General features: G+C 36.6%; 18 protein-coding genes and 5 pseudogenes. 3 read left to right on the plus strand and 20 right to left on the minus strand.

Translation table 11 applies throughout. The features are described 5' to 3' along the window. Window positions 1-264: 264 nt before the first annotated feature. The 15 genes and pseudogenes from H5J24_RS23955 to mraZ all read right to left on the minus strand — a co-directional run bounded on the left by H5J24_RS23955 (window position 265) and on the right by mraZ (window position 17,694). Window positions 265-711: a GatB/YqeY domain-containing protein gene (locus tag H5J24_RS23955; RefSeq protein ID WP_068941355.1), complete on the minus strand. Its 447-nt coding sequence runs from the start codon at window positions 709-711 to the stop codon at window positions 265-267. Between the two features lie 81 nt (window positions 712-792). Further along, window positions 793-2,691, minus strand: coding sequence for a cell division protein FtsZ (gene ftsZ, locus H5J24_RS23960; protein WP_068941357.1), 1,899 nt, complete (start codon window positions 2,689-2,691; stop codon window positions 793-795). A gap of 91 nt (window positions 2,692-2,782) precedes the next feature. After that, on the minus strand, window positions 2,783-4,168 hold the full coding sequence (gene ftsA, locus H5J24_RS23965) for a cell division protein FtsA (protein ID WP_068941359.1): 1,386 nt from the start codon (window positions 4,166-4,168) through the stop codon (window positions 2,783-2,785). A gap of 81 nt (window positions 4,169-4,249) precedes the next feature. After that, complete coding sequence (locus tag H5J24_RS23970; RefSeq protein ID WP_068941361.1) at window positions 4,250-5,224, minus strand: cell division protein FtsQ/DivIB; 975 nt, start codon at window positions 5,222-5,224, stop codon at window positions 4,250-4,252. 69 nt (window positions 5,225-5,293) lie between these two features. Then, on the minus strand, window positions 5,294-5,671 hold the full coding sequence (locus H5J24_RS23975; RefSeq protein WP_068941363.1) for a GxxExxY protein: 378 nt from the start codon (window positions 5,669-5,671) through the stop codon (window positions 5,294-5,296). Between the two features lie 224 nt (window positions 5,672-5,895). Next, window positions 5,896-7,254 (minus strand): UDP-N-acetylmuramate--L-alanine ligase, encoded by a 1,359-nt coding sequence (murC, locus tag H5J24_RS23980; RefSeq protein ID WP_068941365.1) that lies wholly within the window; start codon window positions 7,252-7,254, stop codon window positions 5,896-5,898. Between the two features lie 6 nt (window positions 7,255-7,260). Next, window positions 7,261-8,363, minus strand: a pseudogene (gene murG, locus H5J24_RS23985) (undecaprenyldiphospho-muramoylpentapeptide beta-N-acetylglucosaminyltransferase). Window positions 8,364-8,423: 60 nt separating this feature from the next. Further along, entirely contained in the window at window positions 8,424-9,662 is a 1,239-nt protein-coding gene (locus H5J24_RS23990) for an FtsW/RodA/SpoVE family cell cycle protein (protein WP_068941506.1), read from the minus strand. Between the two features lie 22 nt (window positions 9,663-9,684). After that, window positions 9,685-11,020, minus strand: a pseudogene (murD, locus tag H5J24_RS23995) (UDP-N-acetylmuramoyl-L-alanine--D-glutamate ligase). A gap of 61 nt (window positions 11,021-11,081) precedes the next feature. Further along, a pseudogene (gene mraY, locus H5J24_RS24000) lies at window positions 11,082-12,324 on the minus strand (phospho-N-acetylmuramoyl-pentapeptide-transferase). A gap of 18 nt (window positions 12,325-12,342) precedes the next feature. Then, window positions 12,343-13,805, minus strand: a pseudogene (locus H5J24_RS24005) (UDP-N-acetylmuramoyl-L-alanyl-D-glutamate--2,6-diaminopimelate ligase). A gap of 61 nt (window positions 13,806-13,866) precedes the next feature. Further along, the gene (locus H5J24_RS24010) at window positions 13,867-15,858 is read right to left on the minus strand and encodes a penicillin-binding transpeptidase domain-containing protein (protein ID WP_068941375.1); all 1,992 of its coding nucleotides are present in this window, start codon (window positions 15,856-15,858) and stop codon (window positions 13,867-13,869) included. After that, entirely contained in the window at window positions 15,842-16,207 is a 366-nt protein-coding gene (locus tag H5J24_RS24015) for an FtsL-like putative cell division protein (protein WP_068941378.1), read from the minus strand. Before H5J24_RS24015 ends, H5J24_RS24010 begins: the two co-directional genes overlap by 17 nt. 88 nt (window positions 16,208-16,295) lie before the next feature. Further along, complete coding sequence (gene rsmH / locus H5J24_RS24020) at window positions 16,296-17,189, minus strand: 16S rRNA (cytosine(1402)-N(4))-methyltransferase RsmH (protein WP_068941379.1); 894 nt, start codon at window positions 17,187-17,189, stop codon at window positions 16,296-16,298. 46 nt (window positions 17,190-17,235) lie between these two features. Next, complete coding sequence (mraZ, locus tag H5J24_RS24025) at window positions 17,236-17,694, minus strand: division/cell wall cluster transcriptional repressor MraZ (RefSeq protein WP_045492316.1); 459 nt, start codon at window positions 17,692-17,694, stop codon at window positions 17,236-17,238. Window positions 17,695-17,965: 271 nt separating this feature from the next. Here mraZ and H5J24_RS24030 point away from each other — a divergent pair. The 3 genes and pseudogenes from H5J24_RS24030 to H5J24_RS24040 all read left to right on the plus strand — a co-directional run bounded on the left by H5J24_RS24030 (window position 17,966) and on the right by H5J24_RS24040 (window position 19,857). Continuing rightward, window positions 17,966-18,728: pseudogene (locus tag H5J24_RS24030) on the plus strand (alpha/beta fold hydrolase). A 63-nt stretch (window positions 18,729-18,791) separates the two neighbouring features. Then, entirely contained in the window at window positions 18,792-19,415 is a 624-nt protein-coding gene (gene yihA / locus H5J24_RS24035; protein ID WP_068941383.1) for a ribosome biogenesis GTP-binding protein YihA/YsxC, read from the plus strand. After that, complete coding sequence (locus H5J24_RS24040) at window positions 19,408-19,857, plus strand: GNAT family N-acetyltransferase (protein WP_068941385.1); 450 nt, start codon at window positions 19,408-19,410, stop codon at window positions 19,855-19,857. Before yihA ends, H5J24_RS24040 begins: the two co-directional genes overlap by 8 nt. A gap of 61 nt (window positions 19,858-19,918) precedes the next feature. On the opposite strand, the gene H5J24_RS24045 is transcribed toward H5J24_RS24040, so the two are convergent. From H5J24_RS24045 to H5J24_RS24060, 5 genes are read right to left on the minus strand one after another with little or no spacing between them, the layout of a single operon-like run. Beyond that, entirely contained in the window at window positions 19,919-20,818 is a 900-nt protein-coding gene (locus tag H5J24_RS24045) for a hypothetical protein (RefSeq protein ID WP_068941387.1), read from the minus strand. Between the two features lie 10 nt (window positions 20,819-20,828). Further along, a complete protein-coding gene (locus tag H5J24_RS24050; RefSeq protein WP_068941389.1) occupies window positions 20,829-22,169 on the minus strand; it encodes a DUF4200 domain-containing protein in 1,341 nt (446 codons plus the stop codon). A gap of 5 nt (window positions 22,170-22,174) precedes the next feature. Next, window positions 22,175-22,582 (minus strand): hypothetical protein, encoded by a 408-nt coding sequence (locus H5J24_RS24055; protein WP_068941391.1) that lies wholly within the window; start codon window positions 22,580-22,582, stop codon window positions 22,175-22,177. Next, entirely contained in the window at window positions 22,512-22,994 is a 483-nt protein-coding gene (locus H5J24_RS26310; protein WP_429831995.1) for a DUF6804 family protein, read from the minus strand. Before H5J24_RS26310 ends, H5J24_RS24055 begins: the two co-directional genes overlap by 71 nt. 10 nt (window positions 22,995-23,004) lie before the next feature. Further along, the gene (locus tag H5J24_RS24060) at window positions 23,005-23,220 is read right to left on the minus strand and encodes a TM2 domain-containing protein (protein ID WP_068941395.1); all 216 of its coding nucleotides are present in this window, start codon (window positions 23,218-23,220) and stop codon (window positions 23,005-23,007) included. Between the last annotated feature and the right edge of the window lie 2 nt (window positions 23,221-23,222).

The following is a 23,222-nucleotide window of genomic DNA, read 5'->3' on the forward strand; positions in this document are numbered from 1 at the left end:
AAAACAGACGACCATGAAAAAAACATTTAGGCTTTCCCTCAAGCAATCAATCACTTAATACCATCTGGAATATGATCGTATCTAAACTCTTTTTTTAAAGTTTTTTGAATCAAAACTTTACTATCCAAAAAATGAAGCCCGAGACTTAATAGTCCCGGGCTTCTTAATCAAATCGATATGCAAAGGTTGTATATCCTTAGTTATGGAATGTAATATGTGTTTATGGGCTTGGAAATGAATCCTAACCCAGAAACCCGGATTACATTATGAAAGGAGCTTTTTAACCATCTCGGAAATACTTTTTCCGTCTGATTTTCCGGCTAATGCTTTTGATGCAACTCCCATTACCTTTCCTAAATCTTTCATAGATTCAGCTCCGGTTTCTGAAATTATATTTTTAATTTCTGTTTCTAATTCTTCTGCAGAAAGCTGTTTTGGTAAAAACTTCTCAATTACTTTCATCTGAGCTTCTTCCACTTCTGCAAGATCCTGTCTTCCCTGGGCAGAAAACTGCTCAAAAGAATCTTTACGTTGTTTAATCATTCTCTGAAGAATGGCAATTTCCTGTTCTGCAGAAACTTCAGCACCTCTGGCTTCTGTCTGTAAAAGAAGAATTTGAGATTTCACAGCACGAAGAGAGTCCAAAGCAATTCTGTCTTTTTCTCTCATCGCTGTTTTTATAGCTTCGCTTATTGTATTTTCTAGACTCATGTTTATATGCTTTTAGCTTCTGGCTTCTGGCTGCTAGCTTGACTAAAAAAGCCATTAGCTAGTAGTCAGCTGCCATTAGCATTAGTCTACGTCTTTATTTAAAAATCTGTTTTCTCTGATCTGCATAGAACCATTGTTGTCAGACATATATGTGTTGATATTTTGGTCTGATGCATTCGTTCCGTCAATAGAGATATTTTTTCTCTTGAAAGCAGGAATAGATTCGAATTCACTCGTGCTGTCAAAGCTTTGATAACGGGAGTTGAATTCTTTTAATTTATTTCTTCTTTCCAATATTCTGTCCTGATCGATCGTTTTATTCACGAAAGTGAATTCTGATTCTTCAGTTTTTGGCGTTTCAATTTCTGTTTTGTTTTCAAAAGCAGGCCTTGTTTCAGTTTTCGGTTCTTCTTTTTGATAGAAAGTTTCAATTTTCTGAGCAGGTTCTGCTACCGCAGCCGGAGCATTAAATTCTGCTTTAGGCTGCCCGTAATCTGATTTAGGCTCGTTTCTGACCGGCTCATTAACGAAGAAGTTGAACTCAACCGGTTTCTCCTGTGAAGAGTTGTTGTTGAATACATTTCCAGATTGAGGGTCTTCTTTTTTATTGTCGAAATCAAATGAGAAAGACTGAATTTCCAAATCGTTAGGATCTTCTTCATCCTCTTCAATAGAAAGGCTGTATTCTTCCTGTCCATCTTCATTTCTCCATCCCTGTTCAGGAGTATTGATGGTGGTTTCTTCTTTATCAAAGAATTTTATTTCAGTTCTGATTTCCTCTTCTTCAATAATCATTTTTTTTTCGGTAGAAGTCACATTGAAAGGAGTATCATGGTCTTCATCATCCAATCTAAATAGGCTTTTTCCGCCGAAATCATGCGTTACTTCAGGACCGGACTCTCTTTCTTCTCTGGTTTTAAAAGGAGAAGATTTTGGAGTCTCTAAATTATCGTTAAGACTGATTCTGATCTTTTCTGTAGGACCAGAAAATTTCTTATTATCATTAGAGAATCCTGTAGCGATAACCAGTACACTTACTGCATCACCTAGTTCTTCATCAGCACCCACCCCGAAAATGATATCTGCGGTATTTCCAGCTTCTTTCTGGATGTGGTCCATAATGATACCGATTTCGTCCATAGTCACTTCTTCTGCACCACTTCTGATCAACAATAGTACATTTTTGGCTCCTGTAATCTTGTTGTCATTCAATAGTGGAGAATCCAATGCTTTTCTTACCGCTTCTTCGGCTTTGTTTTCACCTGAAGCAGTACCTGTAGACATTAGAGCAGTACCAGAGTTCTGAAGGACAGATTTAGCATCTCTAAAGTCAATGTTTACATCAAAGTAACCTGTAATAACTTCTGCCATACCTTTAGCAGCGTTTGCTAATACTTCATCTGCTTTGGAGAATCCCTGTTTGAATCCAAGGTTTCCGAATTGCTGTCTCAGTTTATCATTGTTGATTACAATTAATGAATCAACATTATTTTTTAATTTGTCAAGTCCGTTTTCGGCCTGTTCCAATCTTCTTTTTCCTTCGAAGCTGAAAGGTACGGTAACAATACCTACCGTTAAGATTCCCATGTCTTTTGCTACTTTAGCAATGACAGGAGCGGCTCCGGTACCAGTACCACCACCCATTCCGGCAGTGATGAACACCATTTTCGTGTTCTGGCCCATAACGGCTTTGATATCTTCAATACTTTCAATTGCTGATTTTTCTCCCACTTCAGGATCGGCACCAGCTCCAAGACCTTCTGTGATAGAAGTTCCCAGTTGAACTTTATTGGCAACAGGGTTATTATCCAGGGTTTGAGCGTCTGTATTACAGATCACGAAATCAACTCCGTGGATCCCTTTTTCGTACATGTGTTTTAGCGCATTGTTTCCTCCGCCTCCTACACCGATTACTTTTATGATGGATGAATTTCCCTTTGGTAGGTCAAATGAAAATCCTTGTGAACCTATATTTTCCATAACTATACTTTTAATAATTATAATTGATCATTGATTGATGATAATTGATAAGGAAAAGATCGTTTATCGCTTATCATTCATCATTTATAATTTACTCTACTTCTTCAAAGAATTTTTTTACTTTTTCCATAAGCGACTGCCCGAAAGTCAGTTTAGCTTTTCTATTTTCCTGTCTTTCATCAGCAATCGGCTGTTCCTGAACAGGAGCTGCAGTCTGCTGAACGGGTTGAACAGTTTCTGCCTGTACAGGAGCTGCTTCAGGCTTAGTTTGCTCTTTTACAGCTTCTTCTATATCGTCAATAGTCTGTTTCTTATCCCTGATCTTCAAACTCTCCATCAGTAACCCAATAGACGTAGCAAATTCAGGGCCTTTCAGGTACTGATTTTTATCGTTGGCGATATATTCATTGGCAAAACCGATTCTGCTGTCAAAACCTGTGGTATAGTTGGCCAGCTGTCTAAGATGTTTCAAATTTGATCCACCTCCTGTAAGAACGATTCCAGCAATCAGTTTTTTCTTCTGTTCAAAAGCTCCGTAAGCTTTAAGCTCGGTATTTACCATTTCTAAAATCTCTTCTACTCTTGCATTGATGATCTGAGCAAGGGTTTTTAAAGAAATTTCCTTATCTGGTCGACCATGAAGTCCCGGAATTGTTACAAAAGTACTGTCTTTTTCCAATTCGGGAACAGCCGAACCGAATTTTACTTTCAATTGTTCAGCATGTTTTTCAATAATGGAGCAACCTTCTTTGATATCTTCCGTAATAATGCCACCTCCGTAAGGGATTACGCAGGTATGACGGATGATATTGTCTTTGAAGATCGCAATATCTGTGGTACCCCCTCCAATGTCAACAATAGCAACTCCGGCTTCTTTTTCTTCTTTGGTAAGAACAGCTTCAGAAGATGCTAATGGTTCTAAAGTAAGGGCTTCCATTTCTAATCCGGCTTCACGAACGCATCTTGCAATATTTCGGATGCTTCCCATCTGCCCGACTACAACGTGGAAGTTAGCTTCTAAACGTTTTCCGTGCATTCCGACCGGCTCTTGAATTTCACCTTCGGAATCCACTTTATATTCTTGTGGAAGTACATGGATAATTTCTTCTCCAGGAAGCATTACCAGTTTCTTGACCTGATCTTTTAATGCTTCAATATCATCATCTGTGATGAATTTATCCGGATGTTCACGCATAATATAATCGGAATGCTGCAGAGAACGGATGTGTTTTCCTGCAATACCTACCGTAACTTTGCGGATAGGAACCCCGGCACTGGATTGTGCCTCGGATACTGCAGCCTTGATTGAATTAATAGTCTGTGAAATATTATTCACAATACCTTTATGAACACCAAGACTTTTAGCTTTTCCTACACCGAGAACTTCTATTTTCCCGTGTGCATTCCTTCTTCCGACAATCGCGACTATCTTTGTTGTCCCGATGTCCAGACCTACTGAATACTCTTGATTTTCCATTTTTATATCGATTTGATTTTTTCTACTTTTTCCATACAGGACTAAGCCTGTTTTGTGTTAATCGTCTTTTGGGGACTTTTTTTATTCTATTTTCACCTTTGATTTCGGCTTTGGCTTGGACTGTGCCGGGGCCGTTGTTTTTTTCTCTGTTTTCTTTGTTTCTTTTGCCTGTGTTTTAGGTTTTGGGCTCTCTTTCGGTTTTGCCGGAGTTGAGCTTGTTTTTTTTACTTCTGCAATCTTTGGCTTTGCATCCGCTTTTTTAGCAGCAGTAAGTGTGGGTGCTTTGGCCATTTCTAATTTACCAGCCTTCAGGATACTGTCATTTTCCTTGAAGTGTGGATTTAGAGTGGTAACAATCTGGTTCTGATATTTTACAGAAACCATGCTGTATTTTAGAGGATCCTGATACACCAGATATTTTTCCACAAAGGTTTTAAATCCTTTTACTTTGAAATCGATATTCTCCAGGTCTCCAATTTCTACTCTGTAGTTGCCTTCGCTGGTTAGGAGATTATAACTGTCTTTGCTTTTTGAAATTCCAATAAAGAATTTCTTACTGAAGTCATCCTTATCAATTTTTCCAACCAGTTCTGCCAGTTTTTCATATTCATCCGGCTGTACATTTCCTGTCACCAACATGCAAGGATGAGAATAGGTTCTTGAGATAGGAAATTCAACACCTTTTTCGTCCACATAAAAGTCTTTTCCTTCTTTATTGAGTCTGAATACCGGAACTCTCTGTTTGATATCAAGGTTAAGCTTTCCGTTCAAGTTTAAATAGACATTGGCACTATCCACAGCAGGGAGAGCATTGATCTTCTTTTCTAAAGCCGGAATGTTTAAATCACCTACTTTTCCTGAAGGATTTTCCTTTTTTACAATTTCTCTGATATCTTTTTCATCAACAAAGTAAACCGGAGTTTTTTCATTCATTTTTACAGAAATTTTATTGTCTGTAATCTGCTGGTGACCAAATCTCTTCAAGGAGAAACTCAGTAACAATCCAAGGATGATTACCGTGACAACAATTTTTAATATTCTGTACTTATTTTTCATATTTTTCTTTAAACGCTATAGGCGCAAAGTATTTTTATTTCTTCTTAGCAGAGGTGTTTTTACTCTCCTTTATAATTTATTTACAACTCGTTTTACACCATTTTTAAATAACATTGAATGAAAATTTAAGATCATTCCGAGTTTCATATCTGCTATTCTCAAATAATTTAAAAGCTGAAAGAAATGATAATCATTAATTTCCGGAACAGCTTTTATTTCAATTATTACTTTGTTTTCAATTAATAAATCTACTCTGAACGCTTTAGAGAGGTTCAATTCTTCATATTTAATATCAATGTTTTTTTGATATTCTAGATTTAATCCTCTTTTTTTCAGTTCATAGACTAAACATTCTTCATATACATTTTCATAAAGTCCTATTCCAAGCGTATGATGTATTTTCATTCCGGCATCGAAAACAATACCTGAAATTTCATTTTCTATCATACATTGTGTTTTTTATTTTTAACGCTATGATCGCAAAGGCTCTTTATCCTTTTTTCCGTTCGCGAGGGCGTTTCACTCAGCGAAGGTTGTAATTTTTATAATTTTATTATTAATATATCTCTTTTTACAGAAATCTCTGTTAACTCATTTTCTTTGCTGAGTGAAACGCCTCTGCGTCCGGAAGATATTTTTTTAAAATTTTCTTTGCGAACACTGCGTTTATATTAAATTTTTGCAATCCACTCACAGATCGGGTCATATAGAGTGTCTATATTTCCGGCTCCTACGGTGAGAAGGATATCAAAATCTTTTTCTTTTATTTTTTCAAAAGTATCGGATAAAGTAGATACCTCTTTTTTATCTAATGTCACTTTTTCCAACAGCCATTTTGAAGTAATTCCTTCAAAATTCTCCTGAAGCTCTCTTGCGGGATAGATATCCAATAAGATCAATTCATCTGCATTGCTCAAGCTCTCGGCAAATCCGTCTGCAAAATCTCTGGTTCTGCTGAACAGATGGGGCTGGAAGACCACCAATAGTTTTTTATCCGGATAAAATGTTCTGATAGAGCCCATTACCGCATTAATTTCTGTTGGATGGTGAGCATAATCGTCAATATAAATTTTACCGTTTTCGTAAATATGTTTGGTATATCTTCTTTTAATCCCTTTAAAATTGGCAATTGCTTTTTTCAGCGTATCAAAATCTACGCCCAAATTGTGTAAAATTGCCAATGCTACTGTAGCATTTTCAACATTATGGATTCCTGGGATCTCCCAAACAAAATCTTTTATAGTTTCTGTTGGAGTATGGAAGTCAAAATAAATCTTATCATGATCCATTCTCAGGTTATCTGAGTAATAGTCCGCCTTTTCGTTTACAGCATAGGTTTGATGAGCTCTTCCGATTTCAATTCCTTTTCTTACGAATAGCTGCTTGTCTTCAGGGACTAATGCTGCAAATTGTCTGAAACCATCTTCAATGTGGCTTTTATCTCCATAAATATCCAAGTGGTCTGCATCGGTGGAAGTAACTACTGCCCAGTCCGGAGAAAGGTTCAGGAAGCTTCTGTCATATTCATCTGCTTCTACTACTGAATAGGTAGAACCGTTATACAGGAAGTTTGACTTAAAATTCTCAGAAATACCTCCTAAGAAGCATGAGAACGGAAGGTCTGCCTCCTTGCATAAGTGAGAAACCAGAGTAGACGTGGTTGTTTTACCATGTGTTCCTGCTACTGCAATACAGTCTGTATTTTCAGTGATTAATCCTAACACTTTTGCACGTTTCAATACTTCAAACTGATTTTGGTTAAAGTAATCTAAGATTCCAAGTGTTTTGATGGCTGGTGTATAGATTACCAATGTATCTTCTTTTTGAAGAGCGGTAATCTTTTCATCAGTGAGATCTTCGAAAACAATATCGATTCCTTCTTTCATCAGATTCTGAGTAAGCTTGGTGTTGGTTTTATCGTAACCCAATACTTTTTTTCCGGACGCATGGAAATAACGTGCTAGTGCACTCATTCCGATACCTCCGATTCCAACGAAGTAAAAGTTTTGATATGTTTCTAAGTTCTTCATTTTCCTTTATCTATTTATCACTTTAAATATCTCATCTACAATCTCTTTTGTAGCATTTGGCTTTGCAAAATATTCAAGATTGTCAGACATTTCTTTTCTTACATTCTCGTTTTCGCAGATTTCTGATAGTGTATTCCAAAATTTTTCCTGCATTTCAGAGTCTTTTACCATTCTGGCGGCATTTTTTTCAACCAGATTCATGGCATTTTTGGTTTGATGATCTTCCGCTGCAAAAGGGAATGGCACCAATAATACCGGCTTTTGTGCTACTGCCAACTCTGAGATGGCAATGGCTCCGGCTCTTGAAACGATGATGTCTGCTGCAGAATAAGCCAGTTCCATGTCTTTGATAAATTCACGGATCAGAATATTTCTGGTTACAGTATCTTTTGTTTTTTCAATAATATCTTTATAATCAAGCTTTCCTGTCTGCCAGATGAGTTGATAGTCCTTGTCTACAATTTCTTTTAAATGAGATTCCCAGGCATTGTTTAATGTTCTGGAGCCTAAAGATCCTCCTACCGATAAAATGGTAAGTTTATCTTTATGTAATCCCATTTTTTGTTTAGCCTGAGCGGTTTCCTGCATTCCCGAAATAATCGTTGAACGAATTGGGTTTCCAAGGAATTTTATCTTTTCTACAGGAAATCCTGCTACTTTCGGATAGGCTGTAAATATTGCTTTGGCTGCTTTACTTAAAATTTTGTTGGTTACTCCAGCATAGGCATTCTGCTCTTGAATAAAAACAGGAACTCCCAACTTGGTAGCTTCATATAAAGCGGGGCCACTTGCAAATCCTCCTGTTCCTATAGCAACATCCGGTTTGAAATCTTTGATGATGTCTTTAGATCTGGACAAGCTTTTCAGAATCTTAAAAGGAAGCCCTAAGTTGGATAATAGGTTTCCTCTGTTGAATCCGGCGATATCAATTCCTTCAATTTTGTAACCTGCTTGCGGAACTTTTTCCATTTCCATTTTTCCGTTGGCTCCAATGAACAAAAATTCTGCATCAGGAAATCTTTTTTGATTTCATCTGCGATAGCTATGGCAGGGAAGATGTGTCCTCCTGTTCCTCCGCCTGATAGTAGTATTTTTAGTTTTTTGTTCATTTTATATAATAGGACTGCGTCCGATTTTTTGTTAAATCGTCCCTTTGGGACTCTTTTGGTTTATGCGATATCGTTTATTTCTGCTATGCTTTGTTTTTTGCCCATTCCTTCTTCATCGTAAATCTGAATTCTGGAGCTTATATTTAAGATAATTCCTAACTGTAAATAGGTTACCAACATTGAGGTTCCTCCGTAACTTATCAATGGGAGCGGCTGTCCTGTTACCGGGATCAGATTGACAGCAACGGCAATATTTACCGATAACTGTATAAAAATCATTACCCCGAGGCTGAGCACCAGCAACGACCCAAAAAAGGCTGGCATTTTACTCGCTATCATCACAATCCTTATCATCATAATGAGATAGAGACTGATGAGGAAGGCGGCCCCAATTACTCCATATTCTTCTACAATAACTGCGAAGATAAAGTCGGAAGCAGATTGTGGAAGCATTTGTTTTAATGCACTTTTTCCTGGTCCCATTCCGGTAATTCCCCCGTGTACGATGGCTGCTTTGGCCTGCATTACCTGATAGTTTTTGGCTTTTACACTTTCATCATCGGTATCTGCTGATTTAGCTTTGCTTGATGTAAAGGTTTCAATACGGCTCATCCATGTGTGAACACGGTTTCCGCCAATCATATTGGTATTTAATGCAATCAACAGAAAGAATACAATGGCTACAAATGAGGCTGAAATAAAGCCCGCAATGTATTTCCAATGAAGCTGTCCGACAATCAAAACAATTACTGAAACCATCAGAATCATTAATGCGGTAGAGCCGTTATCTTTTGCTACCAGTACAAAAACAAGAAGAATAGGTCCGAAAATATACATGATATTCTCTATCGGAAGCCTTTCTCTTGTAATTTTCTTGGTTAAGTATCTGCATAAATAGATAATCAACATCAGGAAGGCAAATGATGACGGCTGGAAGGAGATAGGGGTTCCCGGAATTTTCAACCATCTGGAAGCACTGGCTCCGTCAATGGTTTGCCCGGTAAACATAGTGACTATCAACAAGACGATCATCAGTCCCAGCAGGATACTGCTGAGCTTTCCGATGTATTCATACTTTATAGTTCCTACAAGCCGCATAATGGCTAATCCCAATACTACAAAGAACATATGTTTGATAACGTGGCCGGTGGTAGTTCCGTTATTCACAATATATTCCAGGTTTGAACTTGCAGAGTAAACAGGGAAAATAGAGAAAATGGAGATCACAAGAATGACCATCCAAAGTACTTTATCGCCCTTTAGAAATTCAAATCTGGTTTCTGTATTCTGCTCGTCCATAATTAATGTTATTGGCTTCTGACTAATGGCCATTGGCTTTTAATACCTGTTCTTTAAACTGGCGTCCTCTGTCTTCATAGCTTTTGAATAAATCAAAGCTTGCACAGCATGGGGAAAGTAGAACGGTGTCCCCTTTTTTAGCCAGTGATTTTGATATTTTCACAGCTTCTTCCATGCTTGAAGTATCATAGATAAACTCTTTTTATCTTTAAAGAAATCTATAATCTTCTTATTATCAATTCCAAGGCAAACAATTGCCTTTACTTTTCTTTTGACTAAATCTTCAATTTCGGTATAGTCATTTCCTTTATCTAATCCGCCAACGATCCATACGGTTGGGGTTTTCATACTTTCTAAAGCGTAGTACGTTGCATTCACATTGGTAGCTTTACTGTCGTTGATGTATTTTACACCCTCTGTTTCAGTTACAAATTCCAATCTGTGTTCAACAGCCTGGAATGTCATTAATGAATGTCTTATGCTTTCGTTATTGATCTTCAATATCTTACCTGCAATAGATGCTGCTAAGCTATTGGCAACATTATGGTTCCCAAGTAGGGATAATTCTTCCACTTTCATGGAGAATTCATCCTTCATTTTTACCACAATCTGATCATCGTTTATAAAACCTCCTTCAGGAAGCTGTTCCTTTGTGGAGAAAGGAATCATCTTCGCTTTTATTTCTAATTTTTCAAGAAGGTTTTTGCTCATTTCATCATCTTTGTTGTAGATGAAGAAATTATCATTTTCCTGATTTTCAGTGATTCTGAATTTTGCCAATGCATATTCTTCATAGTTGTAGTTGTACTGATCCAGGTGATCCTGAGACAGGTTCAACAATAAAGAAATATAAGGTCTGAAGTTCTGAATATCATCTAACTGGAAAGAGCTTACTTCCAATACATAATATTCATGGTTTTCATCTGCAACCTGTTTTGCAAAGCTGTATCCAATGTTTCCTCCTAAGCCTACATTTAATCCGTCATTTTTCAGGATATAGTAGATCAGGGAAGTGGTGGTTGTTTTTCCGTTGCTTCCTGTAATGGCAATGATCTTAGCATCTGTAAATTCAGAAGCAAATTCAATTTCTGAGGAAAGTCTTATTCCTTTTTCATGAATTTTGTGGATGATCTCTGCTTTTTTGGGATTCCCGGGCTTTTTACGATCCAGTCGGCATTTAAAATCCTTTCTTCATCGTGGTTTCCTTCTTCAAATTCAATTCCATTTTCGGTAAGAAACTGCTTATAGTTATCTTTAATGGCTCCTTTATCTGAAAGAAATACTTCCAGACCTTTCTTCTTGGCCAAATAAGCAGCTCCACATCCGCTTTCTCCTCCTCCTAAAACAACTATTTTCATATTATAAAAGCTTTATGCTATAGGCTTTAAGCTTTAAGCTTATTGCTTACAGCTTTTAATTTTATCTCATTTTTAAGGTGATCAGACAAACAATTGCCAGTATTACCCCGATGATAATCATTCTGTTTACGATTTTACTTTCGTGAAAACCGTCTTTCTGATAATGGTGGTGTAATGGTGACATTTTGAATAGTCTATTGTTTTGGGCATATTCCAGCCCATATTTTTTTCTTTCTGTATTTGAAAACAATTACCTGAAGCATAACGGAAAGGTTTTCAATCAGGAAGATTCCGCATAGAACAGGAATCAATAATTCTTTTCTTAAAATAATGGCTAAAACAGCAATAACTCCTCCAAGCATCAAACTTCCTGTATCTCCCATGAAAACCTGGGCAGGATAAGTGTTGTACCAGAAAAATCCAATTACTGCTCCTACCATTGCGACGGCAAAAATGGTGGTTTCTCCCATATTCGGAAGGAACATGATATTCAGATAGTCTGCAAAGATGATGTTCCCTGAAAGATAGGCGAAAAGGGCAAGGGTAAGCAGTATTATGGCACTGGTTCCCGCTGCGAGGCCATCTATTCCGTCTGTGATATTGGCTCCATTGGAAACGGCTGTTACAATGAAGATAACGATAGGGATAAAGACAATCCATGCCCATTCGTGGGCATCTTTTTCATTCATCCAAAACAGGATTCCGCTATAATCGAACTCATTGTTCTTTGCAAAAGGGACTGTAGAAACTGTGATTTTCTCTGTAGGCATGAAATTCTGCTCTACGTTATTTCGGTTCACGACTTTTGCATCAGCATATTTTCTTTTAACGGTGATGTCTGGGTGGAAATACATTGTAACTCCGACAATTAAGCCTAATCCTACTTGTCCTACAATTTTGAATTTACCGCTTAGTCCGTCTTTATTTTTCTTTATTTTTTTTAGATAATCATCCAGGAATCCGATGGCTCCCATCCAGAACATTGAAACCAATAATAACACAATATATACATTGGTAATTCTTGTAAAAAGCAATACAGGAATAATGGTTGCCAAAATGATGATAAGCCCTCCCATGGTAGGAGTTCCTTCTTTTTGTTTCTGGCCATCTAATCCAAGATCACGGACTAATTCACCCATTTGTTTTGTTCTCAGGTAATTGATGACTCTTTTTCCATAGACAAGGGCAATAATTAATGAGAATAATACGGCCATTCCGGCACGGAAGGAGATGTATTTCAACATTCCTAATCCCGGAACGTGAATTCCATGGTCGGTTAGATATTCGTATAGATAGTATAGCATAGTTTCAATTGTTAATAATTACTTGGACATTAATTTCCAAAGCTCATTAATTACTTCTTTGTCATCAAAATGATGTTTTACACCATTAATCTCCTGATAGTTTTCGTGTCCTTTTCCGGCTACGAGAATGATATCTTTAGGTTCTGCAAACTTTATGGCCATTTTTATGGCTTCTTTTCTGTCTGGAATTGAAGTGTATTTGCTGAAGTTCTGAGGTTCAACACCGGCTTCAATTTCTTTTATAATTTGTCCCGGATCTTCTGTTCTCGGGTTATCTGAAGTGATGATTGCCAATGTTGATTTTTTTCGTGGCAATATTTCCCATTTCTGGTCTTTTGGAGTGATCTCTGTCTCCTCCGCAACCGAAAACGGTGATTAATCTTTCGTTTTTGGTTCTGATATCGTTGATGCTATCCAGAATGTTTTCTAAAGCATCCGGTGTGTGTGCATAATCTACGATAAAGAAAATTCCGCCATCTGATTTCATCGTTTCAAATCTTCCGGAAACTCTTTTTAACTTGCTGATGGCTTGTAGAATTTCATCCTGGGCAAATCCAAGTTCTTCGGCAATTCCGAAAACCAATAACAAGTTGTACACATTGAATTTTCCTGTTAATGTTGTCCAGAATTCTTTTCCGTTAAAGTTCAGCAGCATTCCGTTGAAATCTACTTCCAATAATTTTCCGTGGTAGTCTGCCATTGTTTTCAAAGCATAAGACTTTTTTGTAGCCTTTGTATTCTGAAGCATGACATTCCCGTTTTTGTCATCCACATTGGTGATGGCAATGGCTGTATCTTCTAGTTCATCAAAGAACCTCTTTTTTGTTTTTAAGTATTCTTCGAATGTTTTGTGATAATCTAAATGATCATGGGTAAGATTGGTAAATCCTGCCACTTTGAAGTGTAATCCTTCAATTCTGTTTTGGGCAATTCCGTGGGAACTTACTTCCATGAAAGCAAATTCACACCCTTTCTCCACTGCTTCAGCTAAAATTTTATTAATGGTAATAACATCCGGAGTGGTATGAGTAGCTGGGATAATTTCTTCTCCAATTCTTATTTCAACGGTTGATAATAATGCAGAGTCATATCCTAAATTCTTGAAAACATCAAAAAGCAGGGTAGAAACAGAGGTCTTTCCGTTGGTTCCGGTAACGCCGATCAGTTTCAGCTTTTTAGACGGATTACCATAGAAGTTCAGAAGCAAGGTGGCCTAAAGCCTTAGCAGAATCTTTCACTTTAATATAAGTTACATGATCTGCCAGCGTTTCAGGAAATTCTTCACAAACGATTGTTGTAGCCCCTTTTTCAATAGAAGATGTAATGAATGAATGTCCATCCACTACTGTTCCTCTCATCGCAATATAAAGAGAGTTTGCTGTAACCTTTCTGCTGTCGAACACCAATTCTGATACCTCGCGGTTGTTATCTCCGTGGATTTCTATTACTGGGATCCTGTTTACTAATTCTGTTATTATCATTTTATATCAATAGGACTTTATCCTATTTTGGCTTAAATCGTCCCTTCGGGACTCTGTTTTTTTAATTTTGCAGAGATAAATATATTCTCTGGTTTTTACTGATCGTTGTGCCTTCTAATGGGAATTGTTCTTTGATTCTTCCAACTCCTTTAAAATCGACACGGTATCCTAAGTTTTCCAATTGTGGGATGACGTTTTTACCGATCAATCCTACTACATTTGGCATTTGCTTATCATTGACTGCTATTTTTACATTAGGTTCCACCATTTTGCTCAGGTTTACCTTTTTGTCTACCAGCATTTCTTTTTCAATATTCTGTGGTGTTTTTAAGAAAGTTTTTCCTGCGATTTCTTTAAACACTGGTGCTGCTACAGGTCCTCCGTAGAATCCAATTGCTGTATTGGGTTCACTTACCATCACATAACAGGTATATTTGGGAGCATCAGCCGGATAGAATCCTGCAAATGATGCACGATATTTCATTGGGCCAGGTAGCCAGTATTCAAATCTTGCGGTTCCTGTTTTTCCTGCCATTTTAAGGTTAGGAGTGAAGATGCTTCGTCCGGTTCCTTTTTCTACAGCTTTGGTTAATGCGCTGGTCATCATTTTGATCGCTTTCTCAGATGCCATTTTGTTGACCATTACTTCAGGTTTTGCACTATACATTACCTTTCCGTCTTTCATGATCTTATCAATGAATAATGGTTTAAGCATTTTACCACCGTTAGCTACCCCGTTGTAGAATGTTGCCAGCTGCAGCAGGTTAACATTGGAAGAGTATCCGAATGAAATAGACGCAAGGGTAGCGGCATTCCATCTTTTATTTTGTGGAGTTAAGATCTTTGGTTTTGTGATTCCCGGAAGTTCGATATCCATTTTATCGAATAATTTCCAACGTTTCAAATGGTCAAGGAAGATCTGTGGTTTTTCAGCATAAAACTTCGTGATGAGTTTTGCTGTTCCTACGTTACTGGATTTCGCTAATACATCACTGATATCGTAAGTTCCGCCACCGTGGCCATCGGAAATTCTCTGTTTTGCATAGGTCCAAACACCATTTCCTACGTTTACCGTTGAATTTTCATCGATGAATCCATCATCCATTGCTGCTAAAAGCGAAATGGTTTTGAAAGTGGATCCCGGTTCGATATTATCTTTTAATGCATAGTTGTAAGAATCTTCGTATTCTCCTGATTCAGTTCTTCTTAAGTTGACCAAAGCACGTACTTTTCCGGTTTCTACTTCCATCACTACTACAGTTCCATGTTTGGCTTCGTAATGGATCAGCTGTTTCTGTAGTGCAGAGTGTGCAATGTCTTGAATTCTAAGATCTAAGGTTGTATATACATCTTCTCCATCAATAGGTTCCTGAACTTTCCAGAAGTCAATAGGTTTCCACTGGGAAGAGTTGATTCTTTGTTCTAATCTTTTTCCGTCAGTACCTGTTAAATACTTTGAAAAAGCTCCTTCCAGCCCGGATTTGAGTTCTCCGTTATCCATACCGATGGTTCCGGCTCCGATTTCAGAAGTGGCAAGCTCTCTTTTGTAGTTTCTGTCTACAATGAATCCACCTTTATTTTTACCTCTTTTAAAGATCGGGAAGTTTCTGATTCTGTCGTATTGGTCAAAATCAAGTCCTTTTACCAGAGTATAATATTGGTTTTTCTTTTTCTTCTGTTCATCAAATTTTTGTCTGAATTCTCCTCTGGATTTTCCGAACATTTTGCTCAGAGAATCCGTTAATGCTCCGATATTATTGCTGTAGATCGTATCCTTCATTGTTTTGAAGTCAAGATAGATATCGTAGCGCATTACAGTTGTTGCCAAAATAGACCCATCGGAAGCAAATAAATTACCACGGGCGGCCTTTAAAGTGGCTTCACGATAATTTTTGTTAATGTAATCATCTTTTATTTCCTGCACATTGGTATTCTGAAGGATAACAATCCTTGCCAAGAACATTACAAACACGCACAAAGCTACCACTGCAAAGAGGTAGCCCCATCGTAACGTTTTTTTACGTTTGTTATCGTATTCATTTTGCTTTTGCATCTGTACTGTCCAGTTTTATTAGCAATTTATGAGGGTGGTTTTCGAGGGTCATTAATGAGTCCCGTGCAACCTCTTTCCCCAACTCTGATTCCATTTTTACCTTGATCAGCTTACTTTGGGCGTAAGCGTTTCGTGATTTATATTCTTCTGTTTCCTCTTTTAAGGTGTTTACAATTTTAATTTTTTTATTGACAAGGTGATTACTGTAAATCATAGCCATCATCAGGATAAACAACAAGAGAAAATACTTGTAATGTATTTTGATCTCATCACGATTCAGAAAGTTTCCTTTTATAATATCTATAAAAGTGAGTCTTTTCTGGGGGCGATTTGTTGTTCTTTTTGCCAATTTAATTCAATCAATTTGCTTTGCAGTGAATTTACTTCGTTGTCAATGGTCAATCTAATTTTTAACATTCACTATTGACGATTCACTTTTAAACTTTAATTCCTGTTCTCATTTTTGCACTTCTTGCTCTTGAGTTTTCTTCAATCTCCTTATCATCCGGAATGATTGCTTTGCTCTTAACCAGCTCGAATGCTTTTTTATAATTTCCGTAGATATCTCTTTCCGGTTCTCCTTCGAACATTCCATTTTTCAGGAATCTTTTTACCAAACGGTCTTCTAAAGAGTGGTAAGAGATTACGACTAATCTTCCTTCCGGCTTTAAAACATTGTAAGCCTGGACCAGCATTTCTTTTAATACTTCAAGTTCCTGGTTTACTTCTATTCTTACTGCCTGGAAAAGTTGGGCATAGAATTTATTTACTTTATGAGGGGGAAGGTAGCTGAAAAGCTTTTTCAAATCCTCAGTGGTTTCTATACTTTTTGTTTTTCTGTGATGAACAATATCTCTTGCCAGTTTTCTGGCTTCTCTTAATTCTCCATAGTAATAAAAAATATCTGCAAGTTCTTCTTCGCCATATTCATTGATTACTTTTTTGGCATCAAGACTCTGCATGACATTCATTCGCATGTCTAAAGGAGCATTGCTTCTTGTAGAAAATCCTCTGTCTGCTTCGTCAAACTGATGAGAAGAAACTCCCAAATCAGCCAAAACACCATCTACCTGAGGAACGCCATACATTAATAAAGAGTTTTCCAGAAATCTGAAATTCTGATTCACTAATGTAAATCTGGGATCATCAATTGTATTTTTAAGCGCATCCAGATCCTGATCGAAGCTGAACAGTTTTCCTTTGTCAGAAAGTCTGCTCAAAATCTCCCTTGAGTGGCCGCCACCTCCAAAGGTACAGTCCACATAGATTCCGTCAGGATTCGTCACCAAATCATCTACACTCTGCTTCAACAAAACGGGGTTATGATACATGCTTAATTGTGTTTTTTATTAATAAAATCTTTAATAACCTTTACAGCTATTCTTCGTCAAAAGAGCCCATCACATCTTCGGCAAGGCTGGCAAAATCAGTTTCATTGGTAGAAATTACCTGTTCGTAGGCTTCTTTATCCCAAATTTCGAAAAGTTCTCCTGCACTGGTGATTACTACATCCTTCTGAAGATTTGAAAAAGTCATCAGGTCTTTGGAAATCTGTAATCTTCCTGCATTATCCAATTCTACTGTTTTTACTCCTGCCGTAAACATTCGTATGAAATCAGCATTCTTTTTTATGAATCTGTTCAGTTTATTAATTTTGCCCATCAGTTTATCCCACGCATTCATTGGATAGACCTCCAGACAAGGTTGGAACACAGATCTTTTGACTACAAACGCCTTATCGTCGAAGTTTTCCATCTGTTTGATTAAAGATGAAGGAACTTTTAAGCGGCCTTTGTCGTCAATTTTACACTCATATGTCCCAATGAAATTTTTCATTTGGGACAAATTTATATAATAATTTCCAAAATTTCCCACTTTTTCCCACTTTTTGACTCAATGTTAATAAGTTTTATTAAAGATTGAGTTCCAAGAATGTAATTAATTGATATGTAGAAGGTTGTTAAAAGTGTTATTTAAGCCATAATAAAGGGATTTTGAAAAAAAAGTTAAAAAGGAGAATATTGTATTATTTTTATCTTAAATTAGGATAATCAAAATATTTTTGAGGTTTAATTTGTATTTTTGCAGGGCTTTATTAAGGCATTATATGATATTTAGTACAAAAAAAGAAAAGAAATATTCCTATGTGGAGGCTGGGGAAGGACATCCATTAGTGCTGTTGCACGGATTAATGGGTGGTTTGAGTAATTTCGATAAAATGGTAGATTTTTTTTTCGGACAGAGGATTCAAAGTATATGTTCCTCAGTTGCCCATCTATGATTTGCCGGTACTCAATACAAATCTTACCACTATCGCAAAATATATCATCAAGTTTATAGAAAGTCATATTTCTGGTCCCGTTACTATTGTTGGGAACTCAATGGGAGGCCACGTAGGACTTATTTTAACCTTGGCAAGACCTGATCTGGTAAAGAACCTTGTTCTGACCGGTAGTTCAGGCTTATACGAAAGAACTTTTGGGGACAGTTTTCCAAGAAAGAATGACAGGTCTTATATCAGAAAGAAAACAGAAGAAGTTTTTTATGACCCAAAGGTGGCTACCGAAGATCTTGTAGATGAAGTTTTTGCAGTGGTAAATGACAGAATGAAAGGAATAAAAACAGTAATGCTGGCAAGAAGTGCCATCAAGCACAATATGCTGAACGATCTTCCAAAGATTGTGACACCAACATGTCTCATCTGGGGGAAGCAGGATAATGTAACACCTCCGGAAGTAGCGGAGGATATGCATAAGTTTATTCCCAATTCAGATTTGTTCTGGATTGATCATTGCGGTCATGCTGCGATGATGGAAAAACCGGATGAATTCAATGAAATCCTATATAACTGGATAAAAGACAAAGTTTAAATACATAACAAATAACCATTAAGAGCTTTTCTTAATGGTTTATTTTTCTAAAATATATTCAAGATGATTATTAAGACAGCAACGTTTATAAAAAGCAGTGGAAAATGGCAGGAATGTCCTGAACCGAATATTCCTGAGTATGCTTTTATCGGAAGATCTAATGTGGGAAAATCGTCATTGATCAATGCAATGATGAATCATAAGGATCTTGCAAAAACGTCTCAAACTCCCGGAAAAACTCAGCTGATCAATCATTTTTATGTGAATGAAAACTGGTATCTTACCGATTTGCCTGGATATGGATATGCAAAGGTTTCAAAAGTTCAAAGAAAGGATTTCGAGAAACTGATTACCAATTATATCCTGAACCGAAGAAACCTTGTGAATCTTTTTGTATTGGTAGATATTAGACATAAGCCTCAGGCCATAGACCTTGATTTTATGCAATGGTGTGGAGAGAGCGGTGTTCCGTTTTCAATTGTGTTTACAAAAGCAGATAAGCTGAAGCCTAATGCTGTCATCAAGAACGTTGAAGATTATAAGCTGGAATTGCATAAAACATGGGAAGATCTTCCTGAATTATATATCACTTCAGCTGAAAAGAAAGAGGGGGGAGATGCTATTTTAGATTTTATTGAAAAAACGAATGATTTTTTAACTCAAAATGGAGTTAGCTTCGATGAGTAATATTGTTTGGAAAGTAAAAACCTTTGAAGAGTTTACGGTTTCTGAACTGTATGCTGTATTGAAGGCCCGCATTGATGTTTTTGTTATAGAGCAGAACTGTCCTTATCCTGATTTGGATAATTATGATCAGAAAGCAGTTCACATCTGGGCAGAGGAAAACGGAGATGTATTGGCATACTGCCGTATTTTCGATAAAGGGATAAAATATGATGAAACTTCCATTGGAAGAGTTCTTACAACGGAAAAAGGCAGAGGAAAAAGCTTAGGAAAGCTATTGATCAAATATGCTGTCGATATCATAGAAAATCGTTTTCATACTTCTGAGATCAGAATTTCTGCACAGGATTATCTGTTGAGATTTTATGGTGATTTCGGTTTTGAAGATACCGGAAAGAAATATCTGGAGGATGATATTCCGCATACGGAAATGATTAGAAAATAAAGAAAAGCGAGGAAATGTTTTCTTCGCTTTTTTTAATAGTTAAATATGTTGAGTGTGTTTTTTATTTCCCTGAAATCGCTTTTAAGATAATGGGCTCCAAGTTGGAAGGTAGATCGGCGGATTTAATCTGATAATTTTTAATTTTCATTTCTTTGAACCAGTTTTCCCAGTATTCTTTAATAACAGCTTGTTCGAAAGGATTTCCTTTTTCCGGATTAATTCCTAAAACGATAACCTCAAGGTTACTCAGATTTTCATTTGCTTTTACAAAACCATAGCCATTTTTTTCAATGGTATCTCTAAAACCGGATGTTGTCAAGTTATTGGCTTTTATAAGTTTGGTTGTTAGATAGGAGGTTCTGTAAGAATTTTCATTTTTTTCTTCAAACTTCGTGTTTTGATGATACATATACCCGTCGGTCAAAATGAAAAGGATGTTTCTGTGATCATCTTTTATACAGTAATCTTTGACTTTATTTTTAAAGAATTCCCAGATGTCGGACCCTACATATTTTCCATCTTTAATTGCTGAATTATAAATTTTTAAAGGTAACTCCGAATATTTATTATCAACAGAATCAAAATAATTTCTTGGAGTATCTTTATTGAAAGAAACTTTTAATTCTTTGGTAAACTCATTCATTTTCGGATCTGAAGGTTCCGGATTAAAGAAAACCTGCATCTGATCGTCATAGGTGATGATTCTTTTTGATTTAATATGGTTTAAAAATCCTTTTTCAACGGCTTTGATATACTCTGTGTCCCGTTGATAGTATTCCATTGTAGGATTTGGGTTTGTATTAGGATCAATTCTATCGGATAAATCAATCAAAATGCTGACATTGATATTGTTTGGGTCAGCCAAAACAGAATTTTTCTTTCCAGTGTTTGTTCCATCGTCTTTGTTTTTACAGCAAGAAGCGAAAGAAATGAACAATAATAAATAAAGTATCTTTTTCATAATCTGAGCGTTATAAAGATGATAAATACACTAAATTTTGGTTGTCGGAATTAGCACCTACAGCTTCCAAGCTGGTATTGTAGGTGGCAATGCAGTCGTCAATCATTGTTTGTTTTTCCGTTCTTGACACTGCTATTTTTTCACCGATAAAAGTGATCCAGCCCTGAACATATTCCGAAGCGTAAAGTTTGTAATCTTTGGTCGGAATAATTACGCCGTCAATAATATTCTGAAGCTCTTCTATTCTGCCTCGGGTTTTGATAACAGTTTCTTTTATCATTCCGATGTTGGAAAGGATTTCTTCTATTTCTTTTTTTAGAATATTGACTTTATCCTGAAAGAATTCAATTCTCTTCAGTCTGATTTCCTGTTCATTTTTAATCTTATCTTTTTCACGGTGTTCTTTCATTACAAAATCAAAGACCAATCCCCAAATAATATAGACAATAAACCCTGCGAAAATTATTCCCCAAAACTGAATTTTGGTAAAAGCAATTTTAATATCAAAGGGTGGAGATTCAAAAGTTTTGTTTAATTCATACAATTTTGACTCAATTTCGTAGGCTAAAATGCAGTCGAAAATAAATGTTACGATAAATAATAAACCAAGCTTGATATAGTTGGCTCTCGTTTTATTCTCCCAGAACATGTGAATCAAGTAACCCAATCCTAGGAATACAAAGGGAATCAAGGTGACAAATGCTCCTTCAATAACTCCTTCGTTCCATGCTTTGCTGAAGGCCTGCGCATCTAAAACACTTTGGATAATTGTACTTTTTGCATCAAAACTTTTAAAAAATGCCGAATAAGAAGTTGAGATATAGAATGTTCCTAAATATAAGGTGATGGGAATTAAAAGAAAAAGTCCGATCCAGAATTTTGCAGAAGCTCCTCTTGTCGCTTTTATATTATATTTTTCTGGGTTTCTAGGAAGATCAAGGATCTCAGCTTTTAATGTTTCAATGGTATGCTGATGATTCTCAATTTCAGTGTTCTTGTTTTGTAATTGTTCTTCTTTGGTCTCCTGTGAAACGAATAAAGCTTTGATTTCAGTTTCCCGGTTTTTCTGTTCGTTTACATAGGATTCTTTAAGATTTTTCTGTTTTTCAACCATTTCTTTTTCTTCATTCTGAAATTTTGAATAAACGGCATCCAAACATATAGATAGGGTCGAGTGATTTCCGCTGGTTCGCGAGCTGTCCCTGTAACCCGATTCGTGGTAGGTCCTTTTTCGGGTTTCTTCGAAAGATTCATCACCCGGAATGACATCACTTTTAGGAAGCTGTTCCGGTTGATGTTCTATGGGAACGGATTTTAGTTTAAATAAATTTTTTATACTGGTGGTATCCATGATGATTAGTTTTTTAATTCATATAAAATTTCGCTTTTGTTCTTGCCGATTTTTATGGCTTCAATGAGGTAATCTACAATAGCTGTTGTATTTTCTTCCAGAAAACCGAACATCAGAACATACTTTTGTATGGCAGAGTATTCATTCGGAGAAACGATGCCGTCAGCCCAGATCATGACGGTGAGGTCATAGAGGTAATCCACTTTTTCTTCAATCGTTTGCGGAACCAATGATTTTAGATTGATCGGGTTTAAAAGGATCTCATCCAAATTTTTTGATGAGATACCTCTTTCTTCAGCACATTTGTAAAGCATTTTCAGCTCTAATGCACTGAAATCGTCATCACAGATTGCCATTTGATACAGCCTTAAAAAATGAGCTTTGAGGTTTTCTGTTATTTGATTGTTTTCCATAATGGTTGTTACTCTTGTTTTGTTGTTTTAGGATTAATAATTCTGTCTCTGGAGACAGTTCTCTGGTGTATGGGAGGTGAGTGCTCTGAGGTTTCTTCGGCAGTTTCTTCTTCTTTTTTGTATGCTCTTTTCTTTCTATGAAGTTAATGAGTAAGAATAAAGCTCCTGTTATCGTATCTATCGGGATCCAAATGCTTTTCCGATACAGATAAATAGGGAAAACGGGATTGAAAAGAATGAGGATAACCAGAAAAATTATACTGAAATAGTGCTGCCTGGAACTCAATGTATTGTATAAAACCAGTAAGGCTCCAAGAGAAACAAGAATTCTGAGGAAAGTATAATATTCTATGGGAAGTCTGAAAATGCCGATGAAACAACATAACGCACAAAAGGTGAGAAATGGTTTCATAAAAGTTTATTTAAAATCCTGTTTTGAGATTGTATTTATAATTAAAACGGCTTTCAGACATAAAAATAAAGACGAAGAAATCAAATAATGCAATTAAGGCAGGAATAAAGGTCCAACAAAACACCAGGTAAAGTATTCCCATAACATTTTGACCTAAGTAAAATCTGTGAATGCCCAATCCTCCAAGGAAAAATGCGAGTAGGGCGGTGGTAGATTTTGATTTCATAA

Origin of the sequence: Chryseobacterium capnotolerans, from assembly GCF_021278965.1 — a bacterium.
Lineage (GTDB): Bacteria > Bacteroidota > Bacteroidia > Flavobacteriales > Weeksellaceae > Chryseobacterium > Chryseobacterium capnotolerans.